The organism is Limnohabitans sp. MMS-10A-192 (assembly GCF_003063335.1).
Taxonomy (GTDB): Bacteria; Pseudomonadota; Gammaproteobacteria; order Burkholderiales; family Burkholderiaceae_C; genus Limnohabitans_A.
This window is the reverse complement of the sequence record NZ_NERX01000001.1, coordinates 96,157-109,437: the sequence shown is the minus strand read 5'-3', so window position 1 is coordinate 109,437 and position 13,281 is coordinate 96,157. Positions and strand designations below refer to the sequence as shown.

Sequence of the window (13,281 nt, the reverse complement as noted above, 5' to 3'; positions counted from 1 at the left end):
CGAGAGGGCCTTTTGTTTGGAGCGCAGGGCGATCAGCTCACCGCATCGGCCGGTTGGCGTTGCAGCATGGCCAAGGTGCTGGCCACGGTCTTACGCAGTTCGCGGCGATCGCAGATGAAGTCCACCGCGCCCTTGGTCTGCAGGAACTCGGCACGTTGAAAGCCTTCGGGCAAGGTCACGCGCACGGTGGTTTCGATCACGCGGGGGCCGGCAAAGCCGATCAGGGCCTTGGGCTCGGCAATCACCACGTCACCGACGAAAGCAAAACCGGCCGACACGCCGCCCATGGTGGGGTCGGTCAGCACACTGATGTAAGGCAGGCCTTTTTTGGCCAAACGGGTCAGGGCCGCATTGGTTTTGGCCATTTGCATCAGGGACAACAGACCCTCTTGCATGCGGGCGCCACCGGTGGCCGTGAAGCAGACAAAAGGCACTTTTTGTGCGATGGCCGTTTCCACGCCGCGCACAAAACGCTCGCCCACCACCGAGCCCATGGAGCCGCCCATGAAGTCGAATTCAAAGCACGCGACGACCAACTCGATGTTGTGCACCGAGCCGCCCATGACCACCAGGGCATCGGTCTCGCCGGTGTTGTCCATGGCTTCTTTGAGGCGCTCGGGGTACTTGCGGCTGTCCTTGAACTTCAAGGCGTCCACGGGTACGACTTCTTGGCCGATTTCGTAGCGGCCTTCGCCATCCAAAAAGGCGTTCAGACGGGCTCGTGCGCCAATGCGCAGGTGGTGCGAGCAGCTGGGGCAAACGTTCTGGTTTTCTTCGAGGTCGGTCTTGTAGAGCACGGTCTCGCAGCTGGGGCATTTGATCCACAAACCTTCGGGCACAGAGCGGCGATCGGCCGGGTCGGTGTGCTGAATTTTGGGGGGCAACAGTTTTTCTAGCCAACTCATGAGGGTTCTCCTTCAGGGGCGGATTATCGTTGAAACGCGGTCAGCGACTTCAGACGGGGTCAGGCGTCCAGCGCTTGGCGGATACCGCTCAAGAACTCGGCGGCCACGGTGTTGACGCGATCGGCTGGTTCGGCATCGATCAACTGGATCAGGCGGCTGCCAATCACCACCGCATCGGCCACACGGCTGATGGCTGTGGCTGTGGCGGCGTCGCGGATGCCAAAACCCACACCCACCGGCACGCTCACGTGCTTGCGGATGCGCGGCAGCATGGACTCCACCGCGTCGATGTCCAGGGCACCTGAGCCCGTCACGCCCTTGAGCGAGACGTAGTACACATAACCGCTGGCCACTTGGGCGACTTGCTGCATGCGCTCGTCGGTGCTGGTGGGGGCCAGCAAAAAGATCAGGTCCATGCTGTGGGCGCGCAGCTTGGCGGCAAACTCCACACATTCTTCGGGCGGGTAGTCCACGATCAGCACGCCGTCCACACCCGCAGCGGATGCGTCGCGGATGAAGCTGTCGACACCAAATTTTTGGTCATAGCGCTCGACCGGGTTGGCGTAGCCCATCAGCACCACGGGCGTGGTCGTGTTGGTCTGGCGGAACGCGCGCACCATGGCCAGCACCTGCACCAGGCCAATGCCATAGGCCAAGGCGCGGTCGCCGGCCTTTTGGATGACCGGGCCGTCGGCGGAGGGGTCAGAAAACGGGACGCCCAGCTCGATGATGTCGGCACCGGCACCCGCCATGGCGTGCATCAGCGAAGGGGTGCTGTCGGCAAAGGGGAAGCCTGCCGTCACAAAAGGGATCAGCGCCTTGCGGCCTTGTGCCTTGAGCTGGGAGAGGGTGGAATCGATGCGGCTCATGTCAGCCCTCACTTCACAAAGTTCACGGGCTGCTCTGCCCCTTTGACCGACTGGCCTTGGCAGCTGGGGCGGCAATAGAAGTCGGCGTTGGACAGGTCGGCCACGGTGCCGATGTCCTTGTCGCCACGGCCCGACAGGTTGACCAAGATCGACTGGTCAGCGCGCATGGTCTTGGCCAGCTTCATGGCGTAGGCCACAGCGTGGCTGGATTCGAGCGCGGGGATGATGCCCTCGGTGCGGCACAGGTAGTGGAAGGCTTCGAGCGCTTCCTTGTCGGTGATGCCCACATACTCGGCGCGGCCGATGTCCTTCAAGAATGCATGCTCGGGGCCGACACCGGGGTAGTCCAGGCCCGCGCTCACGCTGTGCGTTTCGGTGATTTGGCCGTTGTCGTCTTGCAGGATGTAGGTGCGGTTGCCGTGCAGCACGCCGGGGCTGCCCAGCTGCAGCGAGCACGAGTGCTTGCCCGAATCCATGCCTTCGCCTGCGGCTTCCACGCCGATCAAGCGGGTTTTGTCGTGGGCAATGTAGGGGTAGAAGATGCCCATGGCGTTGCTGCCGCCGCCCACGCAGGCAATCACCGCGTCGGGCTGCTGCTCCGCCATCTGCAGGCTCTTGAACATCTCGGGCATTTGCGTGAGGCACTCTTCGCCGATCACGCTTTGGAAGTCGCGCACCATCATGGGGTAAGGGTGGGGGCCTGCCACAGTGCCGATGATGTAGAAGGTGTTGTCGACGTTGGCCACCCAGTCGCGCATGGCTTCGTTCAGTGCGTCCTTGAGCGTCTTGCTGCCCGACTCGACCGGGATCACGGTCGCGCCCAGCAACTTCATGCGGTAGACGTTGGGGCTTTGGCGCTTGACGTCTTCGCTGCCCATGTAAACCACGCACTCCAAGCCGTAACGCGCACAGATGGTGGCTGTGGCCACGCCGTGCTGACCCGCGCCGGTCTCGGCAATGATGCGGGTCTTGCCCATGCGCTTGGCGAGCATGGCCTGGCCGATGGTGTTGTTGATCTTGTGTGCGCCGGTGTGGTTGAGGTCTTCGCGCTTCAAAAAGATCTGCGCACCACCCATTTCGCGGCTCATGCGGGCTGCGTGGTAAACGGGCGAGGGGCGACCCACAAAGTGCGCCAGCTCGGACTTGAATTCGGCGATGAATTCAGGGTCGTGCTGGTACTTCGCGTAAGCGGCTTTGAGTTCGTTGATGGCGTGGGTCAGGGTCTCTGACACAAAGCTGCCGCCGTAAATGCCGAAATGCCCCTTGGCATCGGGCTGTTGGTAGTCGTACATGGTGACCTTGGGAAAAGGATTCAGGATTCGTTGTCGGCGGCGCGAACCGCCAAGACAAACTGCCGGATTTGGTCGGCATCTTTCAGGCCCTTGCCCGCTTCGATGCCCGAGCTCACGTCAACGGCCAAAGACCGTGCTCGTGGGCGCAAGGTGCGAATGCCATCGGCCACGTTTGCAGGTGTGAGTCCACCAGACAAAACGAGGTGAGCATTGACGCTTGGAGGAAGCAGTGACCAATTGAATGTTTTTCCGCCGCCGCCGAACCCGTCGACGTGGGCGTCGAGCAAGATGGCTTGGGCTTTTTGGTGAATTTCGGCAAATTTTACCAAGTCAAAGCTGGCTGCTTCGGTCAGGGGGATTCGCGCCGCCTTCAGGTGCGGGCGGCCGGTGGCCAGGCTCATGGCCTCGCAAAATTCGGCCGATTCGTCGCCGTGGAATTGCAGCAGCGCGCCAGGCACAGCCGCGCAAGCCTGGCCGATGCGCTCGGGCGTGTCGTTCACAAACAGCAAGACCGGGGTCACAAAGGCGGGCAGCAGGCGTGCCAACTCGGCGGCACGCGCGATGCTGACGTTTCGGGGGCTGGGCGGGTAGAGCACGAAGCCGATGGCGTCGGCCCCCGCTTGCACGGCGGCGTCAACATCGGCTTCGCGGGTGAAGCCGCACATTTTGATGCGGGTGCGCTGCACGGTCATGGCAACCAGTCAAAGGGTGGGGTGGTGTCGGGCAGGCCCCATTGTGCATCGTAGATCGGGCCCGCAAAGTACAGGCCATCTGGCGAGAAGGTGGGCGCTGCGGCGTCACGGCGCTTGGCGTGCAGCACTTGCAGCATCCAGTCGGGACTTTGTTGGCCTTGGCCCACCTGGACCATGCAACCCATGATGTTGCGGATCATGTGGTGCAAGAAGGCATTGCCTTCAAACTCAAAGCGCCAGTAATGGCCTTTGCGGGAGATGTCGATTTTGCGCAGCGTTTTGACGGGTGAAAGCGCCTGGCAGCTGCTGGCGCGGAACGAGGAAAAGTCGTGCTCACCCAGCAAATGCTGGCTGGCTCGTTGCATGGCCTCTTGCGCCAGGGGGCGGTAGGACCAGCCCACGCGGCCGGCATCCAGGCTGGGGCGCACTGGCGAGTCGAGCAGCACATAAACATAACGTCGGCCCGTGGCGCTGGCGCGGCAGTGAAAGCTGTCGGGCACGTATTGCGCCCATTGAACGGCGATGTCGTCGGGCAAGAAACGGTTGGTGCCACGCACCCAGGAGTAGGGGGTGCGGTCCAGGTCGGTGTCGAAGTGCACGACCTGCATCAGGCCGTGGACCCCCGCATCGGTACGACCGGCGCACAAGGTGCTCACGCGGGGCACATCGCAAAAGGCCGCGAGGGCCTTTTCGAGTTTGTCCTGAATCGTCAGGCCGGAAGATTGGCTTTGCCAGCCTTGGTAGGCCGTGCCGGAGTAGCTGACACCGAGCGCCAGCCTCACGCGATCTGACCGAGCATCTGCAATGCCCGTGCCTTGAGATCGCCGCTGGCAGTAGAGGCCACCGACATGATCAGCGTGCGGGCCAGATCCTTGTCGCCGGAGGCCAGCAATTGGCTGGCCAAGGCCAGTTTGTTTTGCTCGGTGGCATCGTGAACGGCTGGCGCGGGGCTGTTGTTCAAATTCAGGTCAATGCCTGCCATTTGAGGGGGAATGCTGGTTGATGGTGCCACGTGTTGGCTGGGAACGTCATCGTAGGAAGGGGCAAATACCTCGTTGGATTTCGCAGACTTTCTGCGACTCCAAAGTACCAAGCCCAACAGTGCAAGCAATGCGCCCATCACCCATGCCCAAACAGACTTGTTTTGGCTCAGTTGGTCCACCAAGGATGGCGAAGAGCTGGTGTCAGGCAAGTTGGAGGAGACTGTTACAGCCGACTCGGTTTTGCTGCCTTTGGCCAACGCCTCTAAGTCTTGCATGTTCTTGTTCAATGCACCAAGTTGGTCTGCTGCATCTTTGGCTTCGCGTTCGGCAGCCAATTTGGCTTCTGCACTGTCGTTGCCTACTTGGGCTTTAGACAGGGTCAGTTTGTCTTGTTTTGCGCTGGCGGATGGCGCACTGGGCGATTCTTTGGCCACGCTGCCTGACATTTCGCGGCTTTGTGCCGAGCCGACCAGCAAAGGCGATTCGGCCACACGGCGAGCGTAAGCCGCAAAGTCACGGTTTTGAGCGATGACGGTTTGGCGGGCCTCGGCACGAGAAATTTGAGTGGCTTCGCCAGCTTTGGGCATTCGCAAGACAGTACCTGCACGCACCAAGTTGACGTTCCCCTCAATGAACGCATTGGGGTTGGCCCTGACCAAGGCCAGAAGCATTTGGTCTGTTGAGACGTTGGCAGGCAGCCGACCCATGATCAAGTTCGATGCGGTATCGCCAGGATTTACGGTCAAAGTATCACCACCCGCCATGAAGGTGGTGTGGCGAGGCGCAGGTGCGTAAGCTGCAGGCGGTATGGCATTCACCGCAATGGCTGAAGGTGCAGCGGCAGGCGCGGCACCTGTCCCGTCGAAACGGTAGACAGGCACCTGATTGGCGTTGACTTCCACGCTGGAAGGGGTCAGGCTGCCATCGCCAGACACGGGTGACACGGCAGGCAAGGCAGCTCGGGCCAGTGTGATGGGGGAGGCAATGACGTCAGACTGAATGCGCTGGGGAGCAGCCAAGCTGGTTGGTCGGTTGTCTGGATTGGATTTGGCAGAGTTCAGCAGCAAAGCGTAGTTTTTCACTGCACGGCCAGTGGACCACTGTGCTTCCAGAATCAGGTCGATGAAGGATTCCTGCACGGGTGTTCGGCCATTCAAGACGATGAACGGACGACCGTCGCTGCGGTTTTCGACACGCGCAACCACATCGTTCAAGGCGGCGTTGTATTCCATGCCCGCTTGTCGAAAACTCGAGGGTGAGGCCAATTGAGCCTGAAGTCCACGCAACTCATCTGGGGTGAATTGTGTGACCTCCACCTCGGCTCGCAAAGGCTCTCCCATGCCCGATAAGGACTGGAACTTACCCAAGGTCAGAGCATGGGAGGGCAGACTACAAGCGAGCAATACCCCAGCACTGACGGCTTTCAGTTTCAAGATTCGTGCTTCGTTAAGCGTCATTTCACCCATGATCTCAGACCTATTTAGTTGTATATCGAAGATATCACAACTTAAGCATCAAGCAAGATGCGCAGCATGCGACGCAGTGGTTCTGCCGCGCCCCATAACAATTGGTCACCAATTGTGAAGGCCCCCACGTATTCAGGGCCCATGGCCAGCTTGCGCACGCGGCCCACCGGGATGGTCATGGTGCCGGTCACCGCCACGGGGGTCAGGTCCTTGACGGTGGCCTCGCGGGTGTTGGGCACCACTTTGACCCACTCGTTGTCGGCAGCGATCATGGCCTCAATATCTGCCACGGGTACGTCTTTTTTGAGCTTGAAGGTCAGGGCCTGGCTGTGGCAACGCATGGCGCCTACGCGCACGCAGAAACCGTCCACGGGAATGGCAGCAGAGTTGAAACCCTCGCCCATGCCCAAAATCTTGTTGGTTTCGGCCATGCCTTTCCACTCTTCTTTGGACATGCCGTTGCCTAAATCCTTGTCTATCCAGGGAATCAAGGAGCCACCGAGTGGCACGCCAAAGTTGGCGGTCTCAGCCGCGGTCAGGGCGCGCTGCTTGGCGACCACCATGCGGTCGATTTCCAGAATCGCGCTCTTGGGGTCGTCCAGCAGGGCTTTGACTTCGGCGTTCAGGGTGCCGTATTGGGTCAGCAGTTCGCGCATGTGCTGTGCACCGCCACCTGAGGCTGCTTGGTAAGTCTGGGTGCTCATCCACTCGACCAGACCAGCTTTGTACAGGGCTCCCACGCCCATCAACATGCACGAGACGGTGCAGTTGCCGCCCACCCAGTTGTTGCCGCCATGGGCCAGCGCGTTTTTGATGACAGGCATGTTGACCGGATCGAGAATGATCACGGCATCTTTTTCCATGCGCAGGGTCGATGCGGCGTCGATCCAGTGGCCATTCCAGCCGGCAGCACGCAGTTTTGGGAAGACTTCGGAGGTGTAGTCACCGCCCTGGGCGGTGATGATGATCTCGCAGCGCTTGAGTTGCTCGATGTTGAAGGCGTCTTGAAGTGTGGTTTCGTTCTTGGCCATCGACGGGGCTTTGCCACCTGCGTTCGATGTGGAGAAGAACAAGGGCTCGATCAGGTCAAAGTCTTTTTCCTGAATCATGCGGTCCATCAGAACCGAGCCGACCATGCCGCGCCAGCCGACCAAACCTACTAACTTGCTCATTTCAACGCCCTTTCAGTTTTTAAAACAGTGTCAGACCAGACTGTTTGCCCGGCTCGTCTGGCCGGGGGGGCGCACGACGAACCAGACTGGATCAGCCCTTAATGGTCGTGGTTTTTGTGGTGATTGCACGCGCGCCAGCGACCACTGCAACGGCAGTGATCGGGTTCAGGGTGAACAGACGTGCGTGGAACATGGCCGAAATTGTAATGGATGCTGCCTGAGATCTTCCTGACAGCACCCATGTGGCTTTCAGGCCAGCGCTTTGACCACCGCGTCACCCATTTCGCGGGTGCCCACTTTGGTGGTGCCTTCGCTCCAGATGTCGCCGGTGCGCAGGCCTTGGGCCAGCACCTTTTGCACAGCAGTTTCAATGCGTTGGGCGGCTTCTTCCTGGTTCAGGGAAAAGCGCAGCATCATGGCTGCAGACAAGATGGTGGCCAGCGGGTTGGCGATGCCTTTGCCCGCGATGTCGGGTGCGCTGCCGTGGCTGGGTTCGTACAGACCTTGGTTTTTGGTGTTCAGGCTGGCCGAGGGCAGCATGCCGATGGAGCCGGTGAGCATGGAAGCTTCGTCGGACAAGATGTCGCCGAACATATTGCCGGTGACCACCACGTCAAAGCGCTTGGGTTCCTTGACCAGTTGCATGGCAGCGTTGTCCACGTACATGTGGTCCAGCGCCACGTCGGGGTACTGCTGACCGACTTCGGTGACCACGTCTTTCCACAGCTGGAAGGTCTCGAGCACGTTGGCTTTGTCCACGCTGGTCAGGCGCTTGTTGCGTTTGCGGGCGGCCTGGAAGGCCACGTGCGCGATGCGCTCGATTTCGGGCTTGGAGTAGCGCATGGTGTCGAAGGCTTCTTCGGCGCCAGGGAAGTGGCCATCGGTCGCGATTCGGCGGCCGCGTGGCTGGCCGAAGTAAATATCGCCCGTCAGCTCACGGATGATCAAAATGTCCAGGCCCGAAATCAGCTCGGGCTTGAGGCTGGACGCGCCCACCAGCTGCTCGTAGCAAATGGCAGGACGGAAGTTGGCGAACAGGCCCATGTTCTTGCGCAGGCCCAAAATGGCTTGCTCGGGGCGCAGGGGACGGTCGAGCTTGTCGTATTTCCAGTCGCCCACCGCGCCAAACAGCACGGCGTCAGACGCCATGGCCAGTTTGAGCGTGGCTTCGGGCAGGGGGTGGCCAAATGCGTCGTAAGCGGCGCCGCCGACCAAGGCGGTTTCCATTTCGAATTTCAGGTCGAGCGTGTTCAGAACTTTGACGGCTTCGGCGACGATTTCGGTGCCGATGCCATCACCGGGGAGGACTGCGATTTTCATGGGGGTTCCAGTGTTCGTTTATGCGTTGACGGCGGTGTGCGCGAGCCAAGGCTTGGTGGCCAGGCGTTCGGCTTCAAAGGCCTTGATCTTGTCGGCGTGGCGCAGCGTCAGGCCAATGTCGTCCAGACCGTTGAGCAAGCAGTACTTGCGGAAGGCTTGCACGTCGAACGGGATTTCCTGGCCTTGGGGGCGCACGACCACTTGGCGCTCCAGGTCAACGGTGAGCTCGTAGCCGGGGAAGGCGGCCACTTCGTCGAACAGCTGGGCGACCACGGCTTCGGGCAGCACGATGGGCAGCAGGCCGTTTTTGAAGCAGTTGTTGAAGAAGATGTCGGCAAAGCTGGGCGCGATCACGCAGCGAAAGCCGTATTGGTCGATGGCCCAGGGCGCGTGTTCACGGGAAGACCCACAGCCGAAGTTCTTGCGTGCCAACAAGACGCTGGCGCCCTGATAGCGCGGCTGGTTCAGCACGAAGTCCGGGTTGGGCTCGCGGCTGGCCGGATCTTGGCCGGGGAAGCCCACGTCCAGATAACGCCATTCGTCGAACAGGTTGGGGCCAAAGCCGGTCTTGCGGATCGACTTGAGGAATTGCTTGGGGATGATGGCGTCGGTGTCCACGTTGGCGCGGTCCATCGGGGCCACGATGCCTTTGAGGAGTGTGAATTTCTGCATGGTGTGGAGCCTTAGGCGAATTTGCGAACGTCAACAAAGTGGCCATGCACGGCAGCGGCGGCGGCCATGGCAGGGCTGACCAAGTGGGTGCGGCCACCCGCGCCCTGACGGCCTTCAAAGTTGCGGTTGCTGGTTGAGGCGCAGCGCTCACCGGGCTCCAGGCGGTCGGCGTTCATGGCCAGGCACATCGAGCAGCCGGGTTCGCGCCACTCAAAGCCTGCGGCCTTGAAGATCTCGTGCAGACCTTCGCGCTCAGCTTGTTCTTTGACCAAGCCAGAGCCGGGCACGACCATGGCCAGTTTGACGTTCTTGGCCACTTTTTGGCCGAGCTTTTTGACCACGGCGGCGGCCTCGCGCATGTCTTCGATGCGGCTGTTGGTGCACGAGCCGATGAAGACTTTGTCAATGGTGATGTCGGACATGGCTTTGCCGGGCTGCAGGCCCATGTAGGTCAGCGCGCGCTCGATGGCATCGCGCTTGACATCGTCTTTTTCCTTGTCAGGGTCGGGCGTGTAACCGTCGATGCCCAGTACCATTTCGGGCGAGGTGCCCCAGGTGACTTGCGGGACGATGGCACTGGCATCGAGCTCCACCACGGCGTCAAAGTGCGCACCGGGGTCGGACTGCAGGGTCTTCCAGTAGGCCACGGCGTGGTCCCACTCCACGCCCGTGGGCGAGAGCAAACGGCCTTTGACGTAATCGATGGTTTTCTCGTCCACCGCCACCAGGCCCGCGCGTGCGCCGCCTTCGATGGCCATGTTGCAGACCGTCATGCGGCCTTCCATGGAGAGGCTGCGGATCGCAGAGCCTGCGAATTCGATGGTGTAGCCGGTGCCGCCAGCCGTGCCGATCTTGCCGATGATGGCCAGCACGATGTCTTTGCCGGTGACGCCTTTGGCCAGCGTACCCTCGACTTTGATGAGCATGTTCTTGGCTTTTTTGGCCAAGAGGGTTTGCGTGGCCATGACGTGTTCGACTTCGGAGGTGCCGATGCCGTGGGCCAGTGCGCCAAACGCGCCATGGGTGGAGGTGTGCGAATCGCCGCAGACCACGGTCATGCCGGGCAGGGTGGCGCCATTCTCAGGGCCAATCACGTGCACGATGCCCTGGCGCTTGGACAGGAAGGGGAAGAAGGCCGCAGAGCCGTATTCCTTCATGTTCGCGTCGAGCGTGGTGATTTGCTCTTTGCTGATCGGGTCGGTGATGCCGTCGTAGCCCAGTTCCCAGCCGGTGGTGGGGGTGTTGTGGTCAGCTGTGGCCACGATGGAGCTGACTCGCCAGACCTTGCGGCCTGCTTGGCGAATGCCCTCGAAGGCCTGGGGGCTGGTCACCTCGTGCACCAGGTGGCGGTCAATGTAGAGGACGGAGGTGCCGTCTTCTTCGGTGTGGACGACGTGTTCGTCCCAGATCTTGTCGTAAAGCGTGCGTGCCATGGAGCTTCCTTGCTGTGCAGCCTGCCATTTTATGCGGTTCGCAGGCCCAGTTTGTCACTTAAGCGTGCGCATGAAAAAAGCCCGCACAAGGCGGGCTTTCGGTTTCGGTTGAAAACCGATCAACGCATCACATCACGGCGTGGGGAGCCGGTGAACAGCTGACGTGGACGGCCGATTTTGTACTCGGGGTCGCTGATCATTTCGTTCAACTGGGCGATCCAGCCGACGGTGCGGGCCAGTGCAAACACACCGGTGAACAGGTTCACTGGAATGCCAATGGCGCGTTGCACGATGCCGGAGTAGAAGTCCACGTTGGGGTAGAGCTTGCGGCTGACGAAGTATTCGTCTTCCAGCGCGATTTTTTCCAGCTCTTTGGCCAACTTGAACAGGGGGTCATTTTCCAGACCCAGTTCTTTGAGCACTTCGTCGCAAGTTTCTTGCATGAGCTTGGCGCGGGGGTCGTAGTTTTTGTACACGCGGTGACCGAAGCCCATCAGCTTAACGCCGGAGTTCTTGTCTTTCACCTGGTTCATGAACTCGCCGACTTTGGAGACGCCGCCCATTTTCTGGATGTCTTCCAGCATGTTCAGGCAAGCCTCGTTGGCGCCGCCGTGGGCAGGGCCCCACAGGCAGGCCACACCGGCAGCGATGGCCGCAAACGGGTTGGTGCCGGACGAGCCGCACAGACGCACAGTGGAGGTCGAAGCGTTTTGCTCGTGGTCTGCGTGCAGCGTGAAGATGCGGTCCATGGCGCGCTCGAGCACTGGGTTGACCTTGTACTCTTCGCAAGGGGTGCCGAACATCATGCGCAGGAAGTTGCCAGCGTATGACAGGTCGTTGCGGGGGTACATGTAAGGCTGACCCACGCCGTATTTGTAAGCCATGGCCACCAGGGTAGGCATCTTGGCGATCAGGCGGATCGCGGCAATGTGACGGTGTTCCGGGTTGTTGATGTCGGTGCTGTCGTGGTAGAAGGCCGACAGGGCGCCGATCAGGCCTGTCAAAACGGCCATGGGGTGAGCGTCACGGCGGAAGCCGCGCAGGAAGAACTGCATCTGCTCGTTGACCATGGTGTGCTGGTTCACGAGGTTGTGGAAGTCCTTGCTTTGTTGGCCCACGGGCAGCTCGCCGTTCAAGAGCAGGTAGCAGGTGTCGAGGTAGTCGGCCTTGTTGGCCAGCTGTTCGATGGGGTAGCCACGGTACAGCAACTCGCCTTTGTCGCCATCGATGTAGGTGATGGCCGATTGGCAAGAAGCGGTCGACAGGAAGCCGGGGTCGTAAGTGAACATGCCGGTCTGTGCGTACAGCTTGCGGATGTCGATCACGTCGGGACCGATGTTGCCCGAGTACACGGGCATGTCGACGCTGGGACTGCCGTTGGAGAACGACAGGGTGGCTTTGTTATCGGCGAGTTTCATGGCGGGTTTCCTCAAAAATTCCAGATGTGATCCAGTTTGGATCACGCTCTCAACATGTCCAGGACTTCACGCACCTCTTCGGTGCTGATCTCGGGCTGCAGTTCCTTGCGGCGCAACAGCAAGTCCATGAGATCGTTGTCAGACAGGTCCATCAGCACATACATGCCCCTGGCTTGACCGACAGTCAAGCGAGAATCATGCCGGGCGAAGAAGCGTTCGATGAACAGATCGTTCTCGAGCAAACCGCGCCGGCTGCGCCAGCGCAATTTGCTCAAGGACCGCTCGCTCAATGGGGCGTGGCGGTCTGCGCCTGCCAAAGACGCGTCTTCGAGAATCGGTGTGACGGTCATCAGACGGCGCGACGGACCATCATCTCTTTGATCTTGCCGATGGCCTTGGTCGGGTTCAGTCCCTTGGGGCAGACATCAACGCAGTTCATGATGGTGTGGCAGCGGAACAGGCGGTAAGGGTCTTCCAGGTTGTCCAGGCGCTCAGCGGTGGCTTCGTCGCGGCTGTCGGCGATGAAGCGGTAGGCCTGCAGCAAACCGGCAGGGCCCACGAACTTGTCGGGGTTCCACCAGAAGCTGGGGCAGCTGGTCGAGCAGCTGGCGCACAAGATGCACTCGTACAAACCGTTCAGCTCTTCACGTTCTTCCGGGCTTTGCAGACGCTCGGTCTCGGGTGGGATGTTGCTGTTGATCAGGTAAGGCTTGATCGAGTGGTACTGCTTGAAGAACTGGGTCATGTCCACGATGACATCGCGGATCACGGGCAGGCCTGGCAGCGGCTTCAAAACGATGGTGCCGGGCAGGGTGTTCATGTTGGTGAGACACGCCAAGCCGTTTTTACCGTTGATGTTCATCGCGTCCGAACCACACACGCCTTCGCGGCAAGAGCGGCGGAAGGAAATGGTGGGGTCCACGGCCTTGAGTTTCATCAAGGCATCCAGCAGCATGCGTTCGTTGCCGTCCAGTTCGACCTGGATGGTTTGCATGTACGGCTTGGCATCCTTGTCGGGGTCGTAGCGGTAGATCTGGAAAGTGCGTAGGGTCATGAAAG

General features: G+C 60.5%; 13 protein-coding genes. All 13 read right to left on the bottom strand.

What is annotated here, in order from left to right; translation table 11 throughout:
* Window positions 1-32: 32 nt before the first annotated feature.
* Window positions 33-905, bottom strand: coding sequence for an acetyl-CoA carboxylase, carboxyltransferase subunit beta (accD, locus tag B9Z43_RS00570; protein ID WP_108322235.1), 873 nt, complete (start codon window positions 903-905; stop codon window positions 33-35).
* Window positions 906-964: 59 nt separating this feature from the next.
* A complete protein-coding gene (gene trpA, locus B9Z43_RS00565) occupies window positions 965-1,774 on the bottom strand; it encodes a tryptophan synthase subunit alpha (RefSeq protein WP_108322234.1) in 810 nt (269 codons plus the stop codon).
* A gap of 8 nt (window positions 1,775-1,782) precedes the next feature.
* Window positions 1,783-3,066: a tryptophan synthase subunit beta gene (trpB, locus tag B9Z43_RS00560; protein WP_108322233.1), complete on the bottom strand. Its 1,284-nt coding sequence runs from the start codon at window positions 3,064-3,066 to the stop codon at window positions 1,783-1,785.
* Window positions 3,067-3,086: 20 nt separating this feature from the next.
* Complete coding sequence (locus tag B9Z43_RS00555) at window positions 3,087-3,758, bottom strand: phosphoribosylanthranilate isomerase (RefSeq protein WP_199222222.1); 672 nt, start codon at window positions 3,756-3,758, stop codon at window positions 3,087-3,089.
* Entirely contained in the window at window positions 3,755-4,540 is a 786-nt protein-coding gene (truA, locus tag B9Z43_RS00550; protein ID WP_108322232.1) for a tRNA pseudouridine(38-40) synthase TruA, read from the bottom strand. Before truA ends, B9Z43_RS00555 begins: the two co-directional genes overlap by 4 nt.
* The gene (locus tag B9Z43_RS00545; RefSeq protein WP_158270038.1) at window positions 4,537-6,174 is read right to left on the bottom strand and encodes a FimV family protein; all 1,638 of its coding nucleotides are present in this window, start codon (window positions 6,172-6,174) and stop codon (window positions 4,537-4,539) included. Before B9Z43_RS00545 ends, truA begins: the two co-directional genes overlap by 4 nt.
* 74 nt (window positions 6,175-6,248) lie before the next feature.
* The gene (gene asd, locus B9Z43_RS00540; RefSeq protein WP_108312812.1) at window positions 6,249-7,379 is read right to left on the bottom strand and encodes an aspartate-semialdehyde dehydrogenase; all 1,131 of its coding nucleotides are present in this window, start codon (window positions 7,377-7,379) and stop codon (window positions 6,249-6,251) included.
* Window positions 7,380-7,628: 249 nt separating this feature from the next.
* Window positions 7,629-8,699 carry a 3-isopropylmalate dehydrogenase gene (gene leuB, locus B9Z43_RS00535; RefSeq protein ID WP_108322230.1) on the bottom strand — a complete coding sequence of 357 codons (1,071 nt, stop codon included), beginning with the start codon at window positions 8,697-8,699 and terminating at the stop codon, window positions 7,629-7,631.
* 18 nt (window positions 8,700-8,717) lie between these two features.
* Window positions 8,718-9,371, bottom strand: coding sequence for a 3-isopropylmalate dehydratase small subunit (gene leuD, locus B9Z43_RS00530; RefSeq protein ID WP_108322229.1), 654 nt, complete (start codon window positions 9,369-9,371; stop codon window positions 8,718-8,720).
* Window positions 9,372-9,382: 11 nt separating this feature from the next.
* A complete protein-coding gene (leuC, locus tag B9Z43_RS00525; protein WP_108322228.1) occupies window positions 9,383-10,804 on the bottom strand; it encodes a 3-isopropylmalate dehydratase large subunit in 1,422 nt (473 codons plus the stop codon).
* Window positions 10,805-10,923: 119 nt separating this feature from the next.
* Window positions 10,924-12,222 (bottom strand): citrate synthase, encoded by a 1,299-nt coding sequence (locus tag B9Z43_RS00520; RefSeq protein WP_108322227.1) that lies wholly within the window; start codon window positions 12,220-12,222, stop codon window positions 10,924-10,926.
* 41 nt (window positions 12,223-12,263) lie between these two features.
* Window positions 12,264-12,572: a succinate dehydrogenase assembly factor 2 gene (locus tag B9Z43_RS00515; protein WP_108322226.1), complete on the bottom strand. Its 309-nt coding sequence runs from the start codon at window positions 12,570-12,572 to the stop codon at window positions 12,264-12,266.
* Window positions 12,572-13,276, bottom strand: a complete 705-nt coding sequence (locus B9Z43_RS00510; protein ID WP_108322225.1) for a succinate dehydrogenase iron-sulfur subunit — start codon at window positions 13,274-13,276, stop codon at window positions 12,572-12,574. The genes B9Z43_RS00515 and B9Z43_RS00510 overlap by 1 nt, the downstream gene beginning before the upstream one ends.
* Window positions 13,277-13,281 lie beyond the last annotated feature (5 nt).

What these genes read in the sequence shown, in the direction of transcription:
- B9Z43_RS00515 (WP_108322226.1), bottom strand. Translation starts at nt 12,572, where the DNA reads ATGACCGTCACACCGATTCTCGAAGACGCGTCTTTGGCAGGCGCAGAC.
- B9Z43_RS00520 (WP_108322227.1), bottom strand. Translation starts at nt 12,222, where the DNA reads ATGAAACTCGCCGATAACAAAGCCACCCTGTCGTTCTCCAACGGCAGT.
- B9Z43_RS00510 (WP_108322225.1), bottom strand. Translation starts at nt 13,276, where the DNA reads ATGACCCTACGCACTTTCCAGATCTACCGCTACGACCCCGACAAGGAT.
- leuB (WP_108322230.1), bottom strand. Translation starts at nt 8,699, where the DNA reads ATGAAAATCGCAGTCCTCCCCGGTGATGGCATCGGCACCGAAATCGTC.
- leuD (WP_108322229.1), bottom strand. Translation starts at nt 9,371, where the DNA reads ATGCAGAAATTCACACTCCTCAAAGGCATCGTGGCCCCGATGGACCGC.
- trpA (WP_108322234.1), bottom strand. Translation starts at nt 1,774, where the DNA reads ATGAGCCGCATCGATTCCACCCTCTCCCAGCTCAAGGCACAAGGCCGC.
- leuC (WP_108322228.1), bottom strand. Translation starts at nt 10,804, where the DNA reads ATGGCACGCACGCTTTACGACAAGATCTGGGACGAACACGTCGTCCAC.
- asd (WP_108312812.1), bottom strand. Translation starts at nt 7,379, where the DNA reads ATGAGCAAGTTAGTAGGTTTGGTCGGCTGGCGCGGCATGGTCGGCTCG.
- B9Z43_RS00555 (WP_199222222.1), bottom strand. Translation starts at nt 3,758, where the DNA reads ATGACCGTGCAGCGCACCCGCATCAAAATGTGCGGCTTCACCCGCGAA.
- trpB (WP_108322233.1), bottom strand. Translation starts at nt 3,066, where the DNA reads ATGTACGACTACCAACAGCCCGATGCCAAGGGGCATTTCGGCATTTAC.
- accD (WP_108322235.1), bottom strand. Translation starts at nt 905, where the DNA reads ATGAGTTGGCTAGAAAAACTGTTGCCCCCCAAAATTCAGCACACCGAC.